Raw genomic sequence first — 17,539 nt, forward strand, 5'->3', positions numbered from 1 at the left:
CTTGTCCTTACCCACATCTTTGAAAAGCGCCGGCCAACAGGTCGGCGCTTTTTTGTGGGTTCTTGCGGGGCCGGCTTAGTAGCTTGCGAGATGAGTATTTCGACGCATTTCTGCGACCCGCAGCTGTGGGCGCAGACGCATTTTGGGGGCACGGTGTTGGGCGATGCCCGCCGCAGCCGACGGGTGGTGCAGTTGGCCGCCGGTTGGGCCCGGCAGCCGGGGGCCACCATTCCGCAGTTGGGGACCGGCCAGGCGGGGGCCAGTAAAGCGGCGTATCGCTTGCTGGGCGGTGCAAGGGCCACGCCCGAGGCGCTGCAGGGGGCGCATCAGGCCGTGGTTCGCCAAGCGCTACAGGAGCCGGGCACCTACCTGCTGGTCGAAGACACGAGCGAACTGAGCTGGCCCGAAGCCGACGAGCGCCGGCCCGGCCTGGGGCCGGTCGGGCCGGGCAAGGCCACGAGCCAGGGCGTACTGCTGCACTCGTTGGTGGCCGCCGGCTGGCCGGTGCAGGACCCCGACCCGGCCGCCAAACGGCCCGCCCTGCCGCTGCTGGGCCTGTTGGACCAGCAGTTTCACGTCCGTCAACCGGTGCCGGAGGCCGAAAAAGACCATCTCCACGGCGGCTCGCGCCTGCGCCAGGGCCGGGTCCGCGAATCGGCGCTCTGGTCCCGGAGCTTGCGCAACGTGGGCAGCCCGCCACCGGACGCGCGCTGGGTGGTGGTGGCCGACCGCGGGGCCGACATCTACGAGCACCTGCAGCAGTGCCGGGCCCAGGGCCTGGGCTTCGTGGTGCGCGCCGCCCAGGACCGGGCCCTGGTGGCCGGCGCCGACAAAGCGCCCGCCGGGCGGCTCTTCGCCGTGGCGCGGGCCCAGCCCTCGGCGGGCCAGTTGACCCTGGCCTTGCGTGGCCGGCCGGGCCAGCCGGCCCGCGAAGTGCTGCTCCAGGTCAGTTTCAGCCCCCCGCTGGCCCTGCGTGCGCCCCAGCGACCGGGCGCGGCGACGGGCAAAGGGGACCCGGTTCCCTGCGCCCTGGTACGGGTCTGGGAAGCCGCCCAAGTCGGGGACACAGGCCCGGCCACGCCCGCCCTGGAATGGCTGCTGCTCTGCGACCAACCCATCACGGATTTTGCCCAGGCCCACGCCTGCGCCCGGCAGTACGTGAGCCGCTGGCTCATCGAGGACTTTCACAAAGCCCTGAAAACGGGCCTGGGGGCCGAAAAGCTCCAGCTCCAAACCGCTGACCGTCTTTTTGCCGCCGTCGCCCTGCTCAGCGTGGTCGCATTGGCGCTAGTGGATATGCGCGAAAAAAGTCGCCTCCAACCCGACTTGCCGGCGACGGCAGCGGGGCTGGAAGCGACTTTTTTACAGGTCCTCACGCTGCGCAGTTCACGACCCGTGCAGACTGTGCGCGACGTGTATTATGCCTTGGCTGGCCTGGGCGGCCACCTGGGCCGCAAAGGCGACGGACCACCTGGCTGGCAAACCCTCTGGCGCGGCCTGATGAGCCTGCGCTTACTCGTCGAAGGCGTCCGGCTCGCCACTCAACTCAACCAGCCCTAAGATGTGGGTAAGGACAAGATTCATTGCTGAGTCGGGGCTTTTTCGTGCTGCTTGAATTGTGCTACAGCGCGGCCATTTCTTCGCGCACGAAGTCGGCCAGGGTGCGCAGGTAATCGGTGCTGAAATCGAAGCGGATACCAGCAGCGGCGTAAATCTGCCCAATCGGTGCGGTGTAGCCCAGGGCCAGGGCGCGCTTGTAGGCGACCATGCCTTCGGCCGGATTCTGGCGAAAGTTGCGCCATACGGCAATGGCGCCGAGCTGGGCCATGGCGTACTCGATGTAGTAGAAGGGCACTTCGTAGAGGTGCAGCTGCTTCTGCCAGAGGTAGGGCTTAAACTCCTCCAGCCCCCGCCAGTCGACGGTGCGCTGGTTGAACTCATCGAAAATCTGCACCCAGCGGCGGTGGCGCTCGGCCTCGGTGTGGGTCGGGTTTTCGTAAATCCAGTGCTGAAACTTATCGACCGTAGCCACCCACGGGAACGTTTCGAGCACGCTTTCGAGGTGCGTTTTCTTGGCCCGGCGCAGGTCTTCAGCATCGGGAAAGAAGACGTGCCACTGGTCCATGCTCATGAGCTCCATGCTCATGCTGGCCAGCTCGGCTACTTCGCTCGGCGGGTGCTTGTCGGCGCCCAGCGGCAGGCCGCGGGTGAGGAAGCTGTGCACGGCGTGGCCGCCTTCGTGCAGCATGGTCACCACGTCGCGCAGGCTGCTGGTGGCGTTCATGAAGATGAAGGGCACGCCCGTCTCGTCCAGCGGGTAGTTGTAGCCGCCGGGGGCTTTGCCCTTGCGACTTTCCAGGTCGAGGTGGCCCATCTGGCGCATGGTGCTCAGGCAGTCGCCCAGGTAAGAATCCAGGTTTTGGAAGACGGTGATGGTTTTGTCCAGCAGCTCGGCGCCGGTGCCGAAGGGCCGCAGGGGCGCTTTGCCGCTGGGGTCCACGTCGAGGTCCCAGGGCCGCAGGGCGGGCTGATTGAGGTCCTGGCGGCGCTCCAAATCGAAATCGTCGCACAGGGGCACCACCGTTTCGCGAATGGCCCGGTGGAAGTCGAAACAGTCCTGCGGCGTATAGTCGAACCGGCCCAGGGCGGCAAACATGTAGTCGCGGAAGTTGGCAAAACCGGCGTTTAGCGCCACCTGGTTGCGCAGGCCCACCAGCTCCGTAAACAGCGCGTCGAGGGGCTTGGCATCCTGCAGGCGGCGGGCCTGAATGGAACGCCAGGTCGTTTCCCGCACGGCACGGTCGGGGCTTTTGAGGCGGTCGGCGGCCTGGGGCAGCGTCAGCTCCTGGCCGTCGATGGTCACGTTCATGGCGCCCACCGTGGCGGCGTATTGTTGCTGCTTGGTGCTGATTTCGGTTTTCAGCGGAATATTCTCCACGCGGTATATCTCCGAGGCCCGGCGCACCGAGCGCAGAAACACGCCGTAGCGGTTTTCGTCGAGGCCGGCCAGGTGCGGCGAGGCCAGCATCTTTTCGTTCAGGGCGTGGTCGTAGGGGGCCACCTGGGGCTCCACTTCGTTCACAAAGTATTGGAACGCCTCGGCACGGCCGCCGTCCTGCGTGTCGCAGGTCATGCGGATGTAGCGCCAGGCGAGGTCCTCGCTCAGCACCGCTTCCAGCTCCGAGCGGTCAAGCAGCCAGCGCTCCAGTTCGGACGCAGTGTGCACCGGCCGGTCCTCCAACTCCTGAAAAAACGGCTCGATAGCCGCCCAGTCGGTTACCGTAAAATCTTCGGGCAGGTACTGGCGCAGTGGCCGGCTGGTATCAGTTGCCGATTCGGCAGTGGGTTCAACAAGATTCATCATAAAGCAATGATAATCGAAAATAGTGGGCTCAGGTATTGCCATACGCAATAGGCTGAGATTGGGACTTACGGCCGGTTGCAACGTATACACCGGCCCTCACCCGCAAACCGGGACTACCCAATCTCAATCACCACATCGTCGGTCATCGGGTGGCCCACGCAGGTCAGGATGTAGCCCTGCTTCAGCTCCGAATCCGATAAGCCTTCGCGCTCATCGAGGTGCACTTTGCCGCTCAGGCACTTGCCGCGGCAAGCGGTGCACAGGCCCGCCTGACAGGAATACGGCAGGTCAATATCCTGGTCGAGCGCCGTTTCGAGAATGGTTTTATTGGCTGGAACCTCAATAACGTACTCGCTGCCTTCGTACTGAATGGTGACCGAGCGGGTAGTTTTCGTGTTATCGGCGGCGCTGGTCGATACGTCGGTGGCCGCAACGTTGGGCTGGCCGGCAATGGCTTCGGCCGTTTCGGCGGTGGCCACAAAGCTCTCGCGGCGAATGCGGGTCTCGGGCACTTTCAACAGGTCGAGGGCGGCGCGGGCTTCGGTCATCAGGCCCTCGGGGCCGCACATGAAATACTCGGCCTGCTCGGCCGGAAACTGGTGGCGCTGCTCTAGAATGCGCAGCAGCATGGTGCGGTTCAGGCGGCCGGTGTGGCGATGCGCGCCACCGGCCTGCAGCGGCTGGCTGTACACGTGCTCTACCTGCACGCGGCCGTTCGAGCTGGCTTCAAGGGTGGCCAGCTGCTTCTGGAAAATCACCGATTCCTCGTTACGGTTGCCGTAAATCAGCAGTACGTGGCTGTTAGGCTCAGTTTTCACTACCGCTTTGAGCATGGACATGAGCGGCGTGATGCCCGAACCCGCGCCGATGAGCACCAGCGAGCGGGCGGCCTTGGGGCTGGGGCTGAGGGTGAAGTTGCCCAGCGGCTCCATCACTTCCAACTGCTGGCCCACCTTCACCGTGTCGAGCAAATAGTTGCTCACCAGGCCGCCGGTCACGCGCTTCACCGTCACGGACAGGCGCGGGGCCTCGTGCGGCGTGCTGCTGAGGGAGTAGGCGCGGCGCTCTTTTTTGCCGCCCGGGCCGCAGGGTAAAATCAGCGTCAGGAACTGGCCGGGACGGCTGGCAATCGGGGCCTTATCGGGCCGCTCCAGATGAATGGTAACAGAATCAGCAGTTTCCTGGGTCAGCTCAACAACGGTCAGGGTTTGGTACATCGGGAAATAAACGAATGGGTGGATGGCGAAAACCGGGCCGCGCCCGGAGTGTTTCCAGTAATTTTGGGGCCAGCAGGCCGCCCCTGGCGCGATAACGCGGGCCGACTTGCGCTGCAAAGGTAACTTGCCGCTTGGGCTACGGGTTCACGCCGGCCCACGGTTTCATCAACACCCGCATTTCTTATCCCGCTTTGCTCACCGCCCTGCTCCAGCGTCATCAGGCCCACTTCGGCCCCGTCCTGCCCGTCGACCTCAACGCCCCTGCCGTGGCCCGGCTCGATTTCACCGCCGCCAACCCCCGCATAGCCACTGCCGACCTGCGCGACACGGCCGCTTTTGCCCAGCTGGTAAAGGAGCTACTGGTCGACCAGCAGGCCAGCATCGGCGTGGGCGGCTACCTCGAAAATCGGGTTATTTACCGCCGTAGCCAGCATTTCGGGCCGGGCGTGGTGCCCGAAGCCCGCTCCTTGCATTTGGGCGTGGATGTGTGGCTGCCCGCCGGTACGCCCGTACTGGCCCCGCTGCCCGCCACCGTTCACAGCCTGGCCGACAACGACAATTTCGGCGACTACGGCCCCACCGTTATTCTGGAGCACGAGCTGGAAGGCACCGTTTTCTACAGCCTCTACGGCCACCTCAGCCGCCACGAGTTCCGGCAGCTGCGCGTGGGCCAGCGGCTGGAAAAAGGCGAAGCCTTTGCCACCGTGGGCCCATACCCCGAAAACGGCGACTGGCCGGCCCACCTGCATTTCCAGCTAATGGCCGATATGCAGGGTCGCGTGGGCGACTTTCCCGGCGTGGCCCCGCCCAGCGAGCGGGCGGTGTGGGCAGCACTGTGTCCCGACCCAAATTTGATTTTACAATCGAGTCATCTTTACGGAGAGACTATTTAGTCGAACTTGATGGCTACCACCGGTTTAATCCGGGAAATCAGATAGGTCGGAATCAGCACGGCCAGCAGCGAGGCGGCAAAGGTGGCCACGTTGAGAACAACCAGCATGCGGGGGTCCCAGGAAATCGGCACCCGGTCCATGTAGTAATTCTCGGGGTCGAGCGGAATTACGTGGAAGTAGTACTGCACGGCGCAAAAGCCTACGGCAATGATATTGCCAATGAGCATGCCGCGCACCGTGAGCGAAAGCCCCCGGAAAAAAAACATCTGCCGAATCTGATTATCGGTGGCGCCCAGCGCTTTCAGCACGCCAATCATGTTGGTGCGCTCCAGAATCATGATAAAAATGGTAGCCACCATGTTGAACGTAGCCACGAAAATTATCAGCAGCAGGAAAATAATTACGTTGCGGTTCAGCAATTGCAGCCAGTCGAATAGCTGCGCGTACTGGTCGGTTATCTTATCGATTTTGAGGTCGTAGGGCAACTGCTCGTAAAAATTATCAGCGGTCTGGTCGAGGGCGGCAAAATCATTGAGCACCACTTCCATGCCGCCCACCAGGGAGTCGGCCCAGACGGGCGAGTTCAGGTCGCGGATTTGGCGTAGGTCGCCGATGACGTACACCTCATCGAACTCGTCGAGCCCGGTGGAGTAAATGCCGCTCACCCGGAACTGCCGGATGCGGGGCGGATTCTGAATAAAATAGAACAGCGCCTTATCGCCCACGGCCAGCCGGAGCTTGTCGGCCACCTTGCGCGAAACCAGCACGTCGTCGCTGGCCGCCGAATCCGGAAACGTCAGAAACTTGCCGCTTTGCAGGTTCTGGCGCATGGGCGAGGCCCCGTCGGTTTCGGCGATGCCTTTGAGCACCACGCCCAGCACCTCGTCCTTGGTTTTAATGATGGCCGTTTTCACGGCGAAGGGATGCGTGGATTTCACCTGCGGGAACTGCCGCAGCTCCTGCACCAGGGAAGGCCCGGCAATGGGCGCCACTTCGAGCGAGTTGTTGGTGTCGTAGCGCGAAATCTGCAGGTGGGCGCCAAACGAGAAAATCTTGTTCTGAATCTCGTTGCGGAAGCCCTGCAAAATGGCAAACGATACTATCATCACCGCCAAGCCCATGGCAATGCTGATGATGGCTATTTTTGTGACCGACGAAGTGAACGAGCCGGAATTGGCTCCTCCATCAATCTTTTGCGAAATGTAGCGGGCGACGTTCATTATGTGACCGTAAAGCTACGTTTCCAACCGGTATTGGCCGCGCTGCGGCTTGCCAATGGCCGCACCGCTTCGGGCCGCACCGTATTTTTAGCCCTTTCCTTCCCCTTTATGCTCGGTATTTTCGCCAAAATCACCTTTTCATTCCTGCTGGCGGTGCCTTCGTGTAGCTCGTCGGCGCCCGCTGTCTCGGCGGCTGGCGGCGGTAAACCCCTCGCCCAGGCAGCTTCCGGGGCCCCGGTTGCGCCACGCACGACGGGGCCCATCATCGTGGGTGCCGAGCGTATGGACCAGTACCTGCCCCAGCTGCTGAATAAGCGCGTGGGCCTGGTGGTCAACCAGACGTCGCGCGTGGGCAACGCTTTTCTGGTGGATACTCTGCGGGCCAGGGGCGTGAATGTGACGGCCATCTTCGCGCCCGAACACGGTTTTCGGGGCGAAGAAGCCGACGGCGCCACCATTAAGGACGGGCGCGATGCCCGCAGCGGCGTGGCCGTGCGCTCAGTGTATGGCAAAACCAAAAAGCCGACCCCGGAAATGCTGGCCGACGTGGACGTGCTGGTTTTCGACATTCAGGACGTGGGCGCGCGCTTCTACACCTTCATCAGCACGCTGCATTACGTGATGGAAGCCGCCGCCGAGCTCAACAAGCAAGTGGTGGTGCTGGACCGCCCCAACCCCAACGGCGACCTCGTGGACGGCCCCGTGCTGGAGCCCGCCCACAAATCCTTCGTGGGCCTCGACCCCTTACCCATTGCCCACGGCCTGACGGTGGGCGAGCTGGCCACGATGCTGAACGGCGAAAAGTGGCTGGCCGGCGGCCGGCGCTGCCCGCTCACGGTGGTGCCCGTGGCCGCCGGCTACACCCACGCCACCAAGTACCACCTGCCGGTGCGCCCTTCGCCCAACCTGCCCACCGACCAATCGGTGGCCCTGTACCCAAGCATCTGTTTGTTCGAAGGCACCAACGTGAGCGTGGGCCGGGGCACGGCCACTCCGTTTGAGGTTATTGGCAGTCCGAAGCAGCCGGCCAGCCGGCCGTTCGCCTTTGTGCCCCGCCCTAACGCGGGCTCGCCCACGCCGCCCCTCAACGGCCAGCGCTGCTACGGCCTGAGCCTGGCAGATGCGCCCACCCGCGAAGCCTCGGGACTGGTGCTTAAATACCTGCTCGACTTTTACCAGCAAAGCACCGACAAGGCCAACTTTTTCGGCAAGTATTTCGAGCAGCTTTCCGGCACCCGCACGCTCCGCGAGCAAATTATTGCCGGCAAAAGCGAGGCTGAAATTCGGGCTTCTTGGCAACCGGACCTGGATAAATTCAAAACCATTCGCAGCAAATATTTGCTGTACCCAGAACGATAGAAACGGCGGTTGTCCTGGATTTTCCTTATCGCGCAACATCAGTTGCCCTACTCTAACATATGCTGAAAATCGTTTTCATGGGCACGCCCGATTTTGCCGTGCCCACTTTGGAAAGCCTGCTGGCCTGGCCCGGCGGCACCGTGGTGGCCGTGCTAACGGCTCCCGACCGGCCCGCCGGGCGCGGGCGCCAGCTGCAGGCCTCGGCCGTGAAGGTGGCGGCCGAAGCCCACGGCCTGCCCGTGCTACAGCCCACTAACTTGAAATCGCCCGAGTTCCAAGCCGAGCTACGCGCTTTGGGAGCCGATTTGCAGGTGGTGGTGGCCTTCCGGATGCTGCCCGAGGCGGTGTGGAATATGCCCCGGCTGGGCTCTATTAACATTCACGCCTCGCTGCTGCCGCAGTACCGCGGCGCGGCCCCCATCAATTGGGCCCTTATGCACGGCGACACCGAAACGGGCGTCACCTCGTTTTTCCTGCGCCACGAAATCGACACCGGGGACCTGATTTTTCAGGACCGGGTGGCCATTGCCCCCGAGGACGATTTTGGCAGTCTTTACGACAAGCTGAAAGTGGTAGGCGCGGCCCTGGCCCGGCGCTCAGTGGAAGCCATTGCGGCGGGCACCGCGCCTAGTATCCCGCAGGCCCAGCCCGACGACCTGCGCCCCGCGCCCAAGCTCACCAAAGAAACCGGCCGGCTCGACTTCACGCGGACCGCTGAGGCGCTGGTGAATCAGGTGCGCGGTCTGGCGCCTTTTCCCGGCGCGTACACCACCCTGGAAGACGGGCGCACGCTCAAAATATTCAAGGCCCGCGCCGTGCCGGCGGACGCCAGCCTGCCGCCCTACTTCGCCGTGACGCCCGGCGCGCGCACCAGCGACGGGCGCACTTACGTCCGCATCCAGACCGACCCGGAAAACGGTGGCGGCTTGCTGGAGCTGCTCGAAGTACAGCTCGAAGGCAAAAAGCGCATGTCGATTGAAGAGCTGCTGCGGGGCCAGAAATTGACCTAGCGCCCCAGCCCAGGCTGGTATCCGGCCGCTCCTCCGCCGCATTTTTCCGGCATGGTTTCACCACTGACTCATTTCTGAATACATGGTTTTTTTCGTAGTTGCCGTTGCTGAAAACGGCGTTATTGGCAATAATGGCGAGCTGCCCTGGGGCCGTTTGCCCGCCGACTTGCAGCATTTCAAGCGGCTCACGCTGGGCCATCCGGTCATCATGGGGCGCCGTACTTTCGACAGCCTGGGCCGGGCCCTGCCCAAACGCCCCAACATCGTGGTGACCCGCCAGGCCAACTGGACCGCGCCCGGCTGCGAAACGGCAGCGTCGTTACCAGCCGCGCTGGAGCGCGCCCGCGCACTGGACGAGGAGGTTTGCGTTATTGGCGGGGGCGAAATCTATCAGCAGGCCCTGCCCGCCGCCGACGTTATCTACCTCACCGAGGTACATCATACTTTCGAAGGCGACGCAGTGTTCCCACCCCTCTCGCCCACCGAATGGCGCGAAGAATCCCGCGAGCGCCACGAAGCCGACGAGAAGCACGCTTATGCTTTCAGCTTCGTCACGCTGCGACGACACTAGGTTGCGCCTTTGAGCCCTCACGCACAAGTGACTATTCAATCCGTTTGTCATGCTGAGCTTGTCGAAGCATCTCTACCGCTTCGTCAGCACCGTCCACCGATGCGGTAGAGATGCTTCGACTACGCTCAGCATGACAGACTTTTAATCACGACTGTTATTGTTTTTGGAACTTCTCCAGACATAAAAAAGCCCTAACGCTGCACGGCGTCAGGGCTTTTTTATGTCTGGAAAGGCAATAATTAGCGCATCAGCACCAGCTTGCCCCAATCGTTTTTGAAGGCGGTGTCACCGGCAGTATCGCGGCGGCCAAACTGCCCGCTCGGGTCGTCGAGCGAAACGCGGTAGAGGTAGGTGCCGTTGGCCAGCCGGTCGCCGAAGGAGTCAGTGCCGTCCCAGGCAAAATCGGTGATGTTGTTGCCGATGTGCAGCGGGCCCAGCTCGCTCATGAAAATCTCGCGCACCACCCGACCGGTGATGGTCATAATCTGGATTTTCATGTTGCGCGGCAGCTCCTGGCCCGTCACCGTGAACACGAAGCGCGCCTTGCTCACCACCGGGTTCGGATACGGGTACACGTTCGTGATTTTCGAAGTGTTCACCACTTCAAATTTCACCTGAAACTCCTGGCTGCCGGCGCTAGCGCTGTTGGGGTCGCGTCCTTGCACCCGCAGCGTGTAGACGCCATCGGCCAGCGGTGCGCCCAGGCCGGGGCGGTACTCCAGCTTGGCCACGCTGCCCTCGCCCACCGTCACGCTAAAGTTGACTTCCGGGCTGTTCAGGTCCACGAGCGTAGCCGTGGCCGCACCCTGCTTTTGCAGCGTGACGGTGAACACCGTGCGGTCGGTGATGGGATTTAGCTTGTCTTCGTCGCTGAGCTGAATGGTGATAATCGGCGAAGGGGCCACCAGCTCGCCGTTGAGAATGTGGCGGCCGTCGAACGCCACGTCCAGCGTAGGCGCCACGTTGTTGTCATCAATAGTGAAGGGTTCCAGCAGCAGCTCGTTGTTGGAATACACTTGCTCGGGCTGAATGCGAGGGTTCACGAACACCTCAAAAGCCAGGGAGCCGAAAATGTTCCGCACGTCGAATTCCACGTTGAACGTAGCCACCGCACCGGGCGCCAAAGCACCGGGGAAAGTTACCTCAATAGTTTTTGCCACCACGTTGGTAACGGTGTTGCGCAGGCGAACCTGGGCTTTGAGCGGCGCTAGGAAGGCATCTTCCGACACGTTCTGAAACTTGACGGGGAAGGTGACCGTGCCGGTCTTGGCCTGTTCGGCCAGAGTGGCGGGCGCGTAGCTGGCCACCGGCACCAAGTCGCGGCGCACTACACCCTCAGGGATGCCCCGGTAGGTAACCAGCCACTGGCGCAACTGCGGCGGCACCCGCGTCACGGAGTCGCCCAGGGCCAGTTCCAGGCGCAGGTAAGGGTATTGCGTTGCCGAAACCGCGGCCAAGGGCTGGGCCGACGAGGTGACGGCGGGCAGTACCACGCGTTCGGCACCTTGCTCATCAATGGCCACCACCCGCAACGTGTGGTAGCCATTGGGGGTGAGGGTTTGGATGGTAGAGTACAGATTCAGCCACTCTTTGGCCGGGCCAATGCGGGGCGATACCACGAGGCCAGCGGTGGCATTGAGCTGCAGATTATCGAGCAGCTCAATGGTCTGGCTACCGCCGGGAATAGTGAGGGTCCGGTCGGGGCCCACCTCGCGAACCAGGCGGCCGGTGGTGGCCGTCAGCTTCTGGCCTACCACGGCGAGCGGGTCGCCATCGGCCAGCTGCGTGATGAGCTGCGAGCCCAGCAAGGCCTGCAGTGAGGCTTTGAGGGCGGCCGGCAGCCGGGAGTAGCGCACCCGGTTGGCCGAAACCAGCGCCACGTACGACCCGTTCGGAATAGCCGCCAGGAAGTTGGCCAACTGCTGCTGGCGTACCACACTGTTGTTCAGGTTATCCATCGTGTCCACCCTCAGCGGGGGAATGACGTCACCAGCCGAAAAATAGTAGAACTTGTTTGGAGCCTGGCCGCAGGACTGAAACTCGGCGGGCATGGCCACCGGCGCCAGGCTGCCGGGTGCAAACACGGCCAGCAGCAAATTAGGCGACTGCACGCCGCAACCCGTAACCGGTTGCTGCACGCCCGTATTCTGCAGGTAGATGCCCGCCCCACTCACTGTGCCGAACAAAGGTGAGCTGCGCGGCAGTCCGCCGCCCCTGGTACGCAGGCGCAGCGGCACACTACCCGATTTGAATGTCCATTCGCCCGTCGGTGCGCTCACGTCGACGCCGGTGCGAATGGTGGCCTGCAGCTGCCCGTAATGGCTTTGCGACCAGCCGCCGGGGCTGGACGGAATTACCCGGAACGAGGCCGTAGCCCAGCTCCCGTCTTCGCCGATGCCGGGCGTCTGGAACCGGGCGCGCCAGTACCAGACCACGCTGTCGCGCGGAGCCAGAGTGGGCAGGGTCGGCGCCCACTCGGCCAGCACACCCGCCGTAATAACCGGCGAGCGCAGCAGCACCGGACTATTGAAGGTGGGCACAGTATCGGCCTCAAACTCGTAGCCGCGCTGGGCACCGTTGCGGTCGTTGTTCTGCACCACCAGCTTGGGGGCCGTCGAGCTAACGATGGCGAAATCGGAGGGGCTCACGATGGACAGGCCGCCTTGCAGAAAGGTAAAATCAACCTGGGCCGCGTTGTTGGTTTCGCTCGCCTCAGCCACGCGGTTGTTGGGGTCGAGCTCGACGCGGAAGGTGCTGACGCCGGCTTCGGCCAGCGAGTTGGGCAGCGTCAGGGCGTAGGTGGTGTCGGCGCCAAACGCCTGGCGGCGCGTGAACAGAGTGTATTCCAGCGGCGGCCGGCCCGAGTCGTAGGTGCGGGTGACTTTGATTTCGAGGGGCTCGAAAGTGATTTTGCCGGGGTTCGATACGCCCACGTTCAGCACGAATTCGGACGAAGTAGCCCGCACAGGCTCCTGCCCCGATGCCGGCGTGATGGACAACGCCGCCGAGCTGGCGATGAAATCCGGCAATTCAGGCGCGAAAAGCGCTAGCGTCGGGTCGCCCTGCCAGCCCGTGGCCAGCAGCTGCTCAATGCCCACGTCGTTGTTGAAATCGCTCCGGTTTTGTAGGCGCCGCACGGCTTCGGCATAAATTGCCGTTATGGGCTTGCCATAAAAAGCGGCGTTATTGAACATCAGCTTATACACCGTGTCCACGGAAACTTCCAAATGGTCGGCGTAGCTGAATCCGTATTCGCCCAACGAGCCAATGGCTCCTTTCTTGCTGGCAAACAACCAATCTTCAACGATGGTCGGCGCTACCGTAAAGGTGTGGTTAGCAGCGCAACCATTCAGGTAAAAAAATGGATACCGGCCGGGATTATTGTAGTTTCGGGTTGGGTCGGAAGGCACGCCGAAGTTGAGGGCAAACGTATTGTTAGACCCGTGCCCAAAGTAGGACATCAGGGAAATGCCCGAGTTGATGTATGAGGAAATATTGATGTTTTCGGGCCCGCTAATCGGAGTCAGCCGCGTTTCCGTGCTCACCTCGCCGGCAAAAAAGGGCTGCTCCACGCGCGCCTTATTCCGGTCCATTATCTGCTTAAAATCAGCGGTTTCAGCCGGCGAGTATCCCCCAATGAGGTGCAGCACGTTTTTGCGCCAGGGCTCTGGGCCCAGTGCGTCGTGGGTCCGCACTTTGTCCAGGTAATTCATGATTTGCTGCGGCGTGAGCACGGTGAGTCGTCCCGTGCGCAGCTTGGGCACAAAGTCATTATTATGAAAATCAGCCGTTATCATGTTGTCCGACACGGCCCGCGAGCTGGTGGGTATCAGGTTGAGGCCCCGGTCGCCGTCTCGGCGGTATAGCAAAGCACTTTCGGAAGGCACGATGCCTTTGCCCAGCAGCAGCAGGTAGCGCTCCGGGTTGTTGGGCGCACCCTCGGCCAGCCACAGGCCAAAATGCCGCAATGCCAGCCACGACCGTTCGCCGTAATGGAACTGGTCGTAGAGCTGCCAGGCGGTAACGAGCAGCGTATCGTAGCCCCCGCCGGCCGTGGAAGCGCGGTACTTAGCATATTCCAGCGCCGCGTTGGGCACCGACGTGGTGCCGTCCAGCGCCGGCCGGTACAGTTGCGGGTGCGATACAATGGCGAAGTTGACCGTGGCCCGGTTGATGGCCCGGAAACGCACCGGCCGGGCCGGCAAGGGCACGAATGGGCGCTGTCCGTCGAAGAGCAGCAGCCGGCGCGATTGCGCGGCCGTGGCGCTCGGAAACACGAAGCGGCGGCCCAGCGGCCCCAACGTTTGAGCGGTGGTGGGCGCCACGCGCTGCACGTTCCAGGGGTCGTGAATGTCGTAGCCCATCACCGAGGCCGGAATACTATCGACCTCAAACGTAGCTGGCCCACCCAACAGCGAGTCGCTGGCAAAGGGCAGCTGCCGGCGCGGCCCCAGCCAGCGCGTAGCCTGCGGTGCCACCACGCGTACGAAAGCCCGGCGGTAGTTATCGGCCGTGGTGCCCGTGCCACCCGTGCCCCCCGAGAAACGCACCGTGACAAGCCCGTTGGGGCCAATTTCGGCGCGTTGCAGCGCATAGCGCCCGCCGGCCTTGTTGTATTCGCTGAATGTGAGGCGCCCCAGTGAGCGGTACGTATTACTGGAGGTATTCAGTACCAGCACTTCTACATTGTGCGAAACAAGCGTGGCGCCTACTAATCGCACTTCGAGATTGGGCGCGGGCGCGGGGCCGGTGGGCAGCACGGCCCGCAACACGGTATCAGTCGCTACGGTGGTAGCACCATTGAGGCTAGCGGAGAAAAACCCCTCTCCTGGCTCCAGCCAGGGCAGAAACGTTACCCTGTCTGGCCCGCGGGCACCTTCACCAAAGCCTGCGGTTTCGAGTTTGAGGCTGGTGGCCAGGCGCCAGGCGTGAGGCGTACCCCCGGCCTCGGCGGGCTCGGCCATGCGCTTGGCTGCGGGCGCGGTTGCGCCGGGGTAAGTGAGGAAGTAGGCCGCCGTATCGGTGTAAAAGCTGTAGAGCTGGTGGGGCTGGTCGGTGGGACTTTTATACAGGCCGGCATCCAGCTGGCCATCGTTGCGCTGGCCATAGAACTCAAAGTAGGTGTTGCTGTCGAGCACGTTGCGGGCGCCGGCCTGGTACATGGCCACTTCGCGCCCCCGGCGCCAGAGCTGCAGGCGGCTGGGGTCGATGCTGTTCAGGCCGGCCAGGGCCAGGTACTGCTGGCTCAGACGGTGAATACCGTCGCGCGTCACCCGCACCTTGTAGTATTGCTGGCTGGGCACTATCCATTCGTTGCCGAATGGCCCGGACTGGGCCCACGCGGCGGGGCCGGCCAGGCATAATACCAGCAGGAGCAGCAACCCGCGCAAGCCCTTCTTATTACCAGTAATTGTAGTTTCCATCTTGTACTTAGTAGTAGATATATGCGGTTCTGAACGTCGTCGCGGTCCTGTTCGGTCGTATTTCGGCTGGGGTTGGGCGGGCTTTTACTTAAAGCCGTAGCCCAGCGACACAATCAGGGAATTGGTTTGCGACGAGCTGCCCAGTTTTTCTACCGCCAGGCGCGACAGGGCCAGGTCCACGCGCAGGCCGCTCACGGCCACGCCGGCGCCCAGGCTGTACTGGCCTTTCCAATTGCTGTCGTAGGTGCCGGCGCTGTTGGCGGCGAAATTCTGAATCTGCTGGTAGTTGCCGGCGCCGCCGCGCAGGAAAACCAGGTCTTTGTAACCCAGCTCAATGCCCACGCGGGGGTCCACGCTCAGGGCTTTGGTGGCGATGGGCGTGTTGCGCTCGCCGTCGGTGGTGGTTTCCAGGTCCACGGCCACCAGGGCCGAGAACTGCTTGGGCAGCGTGAAGCGGCGGCCGGCGCCCAGCACGAATCGTGGCAGGGTAATTTCGGCGCTATTGGTCGGAATGGCGTCGCTGCCGTTGGCCACGGTGTTGTTGATGCCCTTGGTATATTCTTCGGCGTTGATGGTCCACTGCGTGAAGGTGGTGGTGATGTCGCGGGCCATCAGGCCCAGGTTCCAGCCCTTGTGGTTGTATTGCAGGCCGGCATCGATGCCGAAACCGTAGCCGGTGGCAAACTTGCCGATGTTGCGGTAGATGAACTTACCGTTGGCGCCCACGCTCAGGCCTTCCACGCGGCTCACCTTGCGGGCGTAGGAAAGCAAGAGGGCATAATCGGCCACGGAAAACAGCTCAATCTTGCTGTAATCGATGTAGCCGTACTCGTTGATGAGGTTACGGGTGTCGGCAATGTTGTCCACACCCAGCCGCATCACACTCACGCCAATGGCGCTTTTGTCGTCCAGCGGCATCGAAAAAGCGCCGTAATCGTTCTTCACTACGCCCGCAAACAGCTCGGAGTGCATCAGCACGCCGTCGTACTTGTGGGTTTGGTTCACGAGGCCGGCGGGATTCCAGTAGCCGGCGGTGGCGTTGTCGGCCAGGCTGGCCTGCACTTTGCCCATGCCGAGGGCCCGGGCCCCTACCCCGATATTCAGGAATTCGTTGCTGTATTTGGGGGTTTTGGTAGACTGGGCCGCAGCCGGCAAAGCCAGCGCGGCACCCACGCCCAGCAGAAAAAGCCCACGAGCGGCCGAGGAGAGTTGGAGCATATAAAGGAAGGCGGGTAAGATAAAGGAAGGCGGGTAAGAGTTGCGCCGACGGAACGCAAGTTACTTCAAGTTAGTGCGTCGGGCCCGCCAAATTCAAGCCAAAAATTAGGACGGCTGCTCCCGGCCGGTGGCATTGTGGCGAGCTACGCTGCTTGCGGGCTTGAGATTTCCGGACCACGGCGGTGCCGGCGGTGGCTTCAGCTTCCATTTGCAGGGCCTGCCCCAACCCAAAAAAACTGGGTAAGCTCGTGCTCACGAGTCCGGACCCGAAATAATCGGCCTGGCCTATTAAAAATATTAGCACTGATAATCAGTGCATAACAAAATATTTTATAATATCCAGTAGAATTATTCATCCAGTACCTTGCGTTACAAAGTACCTACCATACATTTGTACTGTTTCTCACCCACTACTATTCGTAACGCCCATGAAACTCGAGAACACCCAGGTTCAGATGCGCAAGGGAATCCTTGAATTCTGCATCCTGGAAATCATCGCCCGCGGCGAAGCCTACGCCTCCGACATGCTGGAGGAGCTGACTTCGGCCCGCATGATAGTGGTAGAGGGCACCCTCTACCCGCTATTGACCCGCCTGAAAAATGCGGCCCTGCTGGACTACGTCTGGAAGGAAAGTACCAGTGGCCCGCCCCGCAAATACTACACCCTGACCGAGGCCGGCCGCCAGTTTCTGGGCGAGCTGCGCGACACCTGGGAGGAAATGGCCGTCTCGGTGGGCATTATCCGGCACAGCGCCCCACCCAAGCCTATTGTTTGATTTAGCCGCCCTTTTCCTTCTCCACTCACCAGAACTTAAACGGCAGTTTTTCAGCCTTCAATCATGAAAAAGAACATCAGCATCAATCTGCAGGGGATTATCTTTCACATCGAAGAAGACGGCTACGAGGTGCTTAGCCGCTACCTGGCCGAAGTGAAAGCGCACTTTGCCAACTACCGCGGCCACGAAGACATCGTAGCTGACATCGAAGGGCGCATCGCCGAGCTGTTTTCGGCCCGCCTCTCGCCCATGCAGCAGGTTATCGCGCTGGAGGATGTCGAATCCATGATGGCCAAGATGGGCCGCGTGAGCGACTTCGCTACCGACGACCTCGACGCCGAGGATGTAGTTGCCCCTGCCGCCGCCAGCAGCGCCAGCACGTTTGGCCCCGATGGCCCATTTGGTACCAAAGGCCCGTTTGGCCCCGAGGGTCCGTTTGGCCGCAAAGGTCCCTTCGGCTCCGAGGGTGCGGCCGGTGCCACCGCCGC

At 62.2% G+C, this 17,539-nt stretch carries 11 protein-coding genes and 1 pseudogene; 7 read left to right on the plus strand and 5 right to left on the minus strand.

The annotated features are described in order from the left end of the window. Positions 1 to 90 precede the first annotated feature (90 nt). Positions 91 to 1,560 (plus strand): IS4 family transposase, encoded by a 1,470-nt coding sequence (locus GM79_RS07725; RefSeq protein WP_035561809.1) that lies wholly within the window; start codon positions 91 to 93, stop codon positions 1,558 to 1,560. 61 nt (positions 1,561 to 1,621) lie between these two features. Here the strand turns inward: GM79_RS07725 and GM79_RS07730 are convergent, their stop codons facing one another. Next, positions 1,622 to 3,364 carry a M3 family oligoendopeptidase gene (locus tag GM79_RS07730; protein ID WP_235183970.1) on the minus strand — a complete coding sequence of 581 codons (1,743 nt, stop codon included), beginning with the start codon at positions 3,362 to 3,364 and terminating at the stop codon, positions 1,622 to 1,624. A gap of 113 nt (positions 3,365 to 3,477) precedes the next feature. Beyond that, on the minus strand, positions 3,478 to 4,581 hold the full coding sequence (locus GM79_RS07735) for a ferredoxin--NADP reductase (RefSeq protein WP_035561812.1): 1,104 nt from the start codon (positions 4,579 to 4,581) through the stop codon (positions 3,478 to 3,480). 131 nt (positions 4,582 to 4,712) lie between these two features. Between GM79_RS07735 and GM79_RS07740 the strand changes: the two genes are divergently transcribed. Continuing rightward, positions 4,713 to 5,474, plus strand: coding sequence for a peptidoglycan DD-metalloendopeptidase family protein (locus GM79_RS07740; protein WP_235183972.1), 762 nt, complete (start codon positions 4,713 to 4,715; stop codon positions 5,472 to 5,474). Here GM79_RS07740 and GM79_RS07745 read toward each other — a convergent pair. Then, the gene (locus GM79_RS07745; protein WP_035561814.1) at positions 5,471 to 6,694 is read right to left on the minus strand and encodes an ABC transporter permease; all 1,224 of its coding nucleotides are present in this window, start codon (positions 6,692 to 6,694) and stop codon (positions 5,471 to 5,473) included. The two genes, GM79_RS07740 and GM79_RS07745, sit on opposite strands and share 4 nt — an antisense overlap. 108 nt (positions 6,695 to 6,802) lie before the next feature. Here GM79_RS07745 and GM79_RS07750 point away from each other — a divergent pair, with 108 nt between their 5' ends. The 3 genes from GM79_RS07750 to GM79_RS07760 all read left to right on the plus strand — a co-directional run bounded on the left by GM79_RS07750 (position 6,803) and on the right by GM79_RS07760 (position 9,634). Then, the gene (locus GM79_RS07750) at positions 6,803 to 8,053 is read left to right on the plus strand and encodes an exo-beta-N-acetylmuramidase NamZ domain-containing protein (RefSeq protein WP_035561834.1); all 1,251 of its coding nucleotides are present in this window, start codon (positions 6,803 to 6,805) and stop codon (positions 8,051 to 8,053) included. Positions 8,054 to 8,112: 59 nt separating this feature from the next. After that, a complete protein-coding gene (fmt, locus tag GM79_RS07755) occupies positions 8,113 to 9,063 on the plus strand; it encodes a methionyl-tRNA formyltransferase (RefSeq protein ID WP_200875589.1) in 951 nt (316 codons plus the stop codon). 82 nt (positions 9,064 to 9,145) lie between these two features. Continuing rightward, entirely contained in the window at positions 9,146 to 9,634 is a 489-nt protein-coding gene (locus GM79_RS07760) for a dihydrofolate reductase (RefSeq protein ID WP_035561817.1), read from the plus strand. A 239-nt stretch (positions 9,635 to 9,873) separates the two neighbouring features. On the opposite strand, the gene GM79_RS07765 is transcribed toward GM79_RS07760, so the two are convergent. Together GM79_RS07765 and GM79_RS07770 are read right to left on the minus strand one after the other, a co-directional pair. After that, entirely contained in the window at positions 9,874 to 15,057 is a 5,184-nt protein-coding gene (locus GM79_RS07765; protein ID WP_035561820.1) for a C25 family cysteine peptidase, read from the minus strand. A gap of 84 nt (positions 15,058 to 15,141) precedes the next feature. After that, positions 15,142 to 16,275: a PorV/PorQ family protein gene (locus GM79_RS07770; protein WP_072008567.1), complete on the minus strand. Its 1,134-nt coding sequence runs from the start codon at positions 16,273 to 16,275 to the stop codon at positions 15,142 to 15,144. A gap of 428 nt (positions 16,276 to 16,703) precedes the next feature. Here GM79_RS07770 and GM79_RS07775 point away from each other — a divergent pair, with 428 nt between their 5' ends. Further along, positions 16,704 to 17,051, plus strand: coding sequence for a PadR family transcriptional regulator (locus tag GM79_RS07775; RefSeq protein ID WP_035561823.1), 348 nt, complete (start codon positions 16,704 to 16,706; stop codon positions 17,049 to 17,051). A gap of 63 nt (positions 17,052 to 17,114) precedes the next feature. Continuing rightward, a pseudogene (locus GM79_RS25730) lies at positions 17,115 to 17,539 on the plus strand (collagen-like protein); the annotation flags it as partial.

The sequence above is a fragment of the Hymenobacter sp. IS2118 genome (genome assembly GCF_000715495.1).
Lineage (GTDB): Bacteria > Bacteroidota > Bacteroidia > Cytophagales > Hymenobacteraceae > Hymenobacter.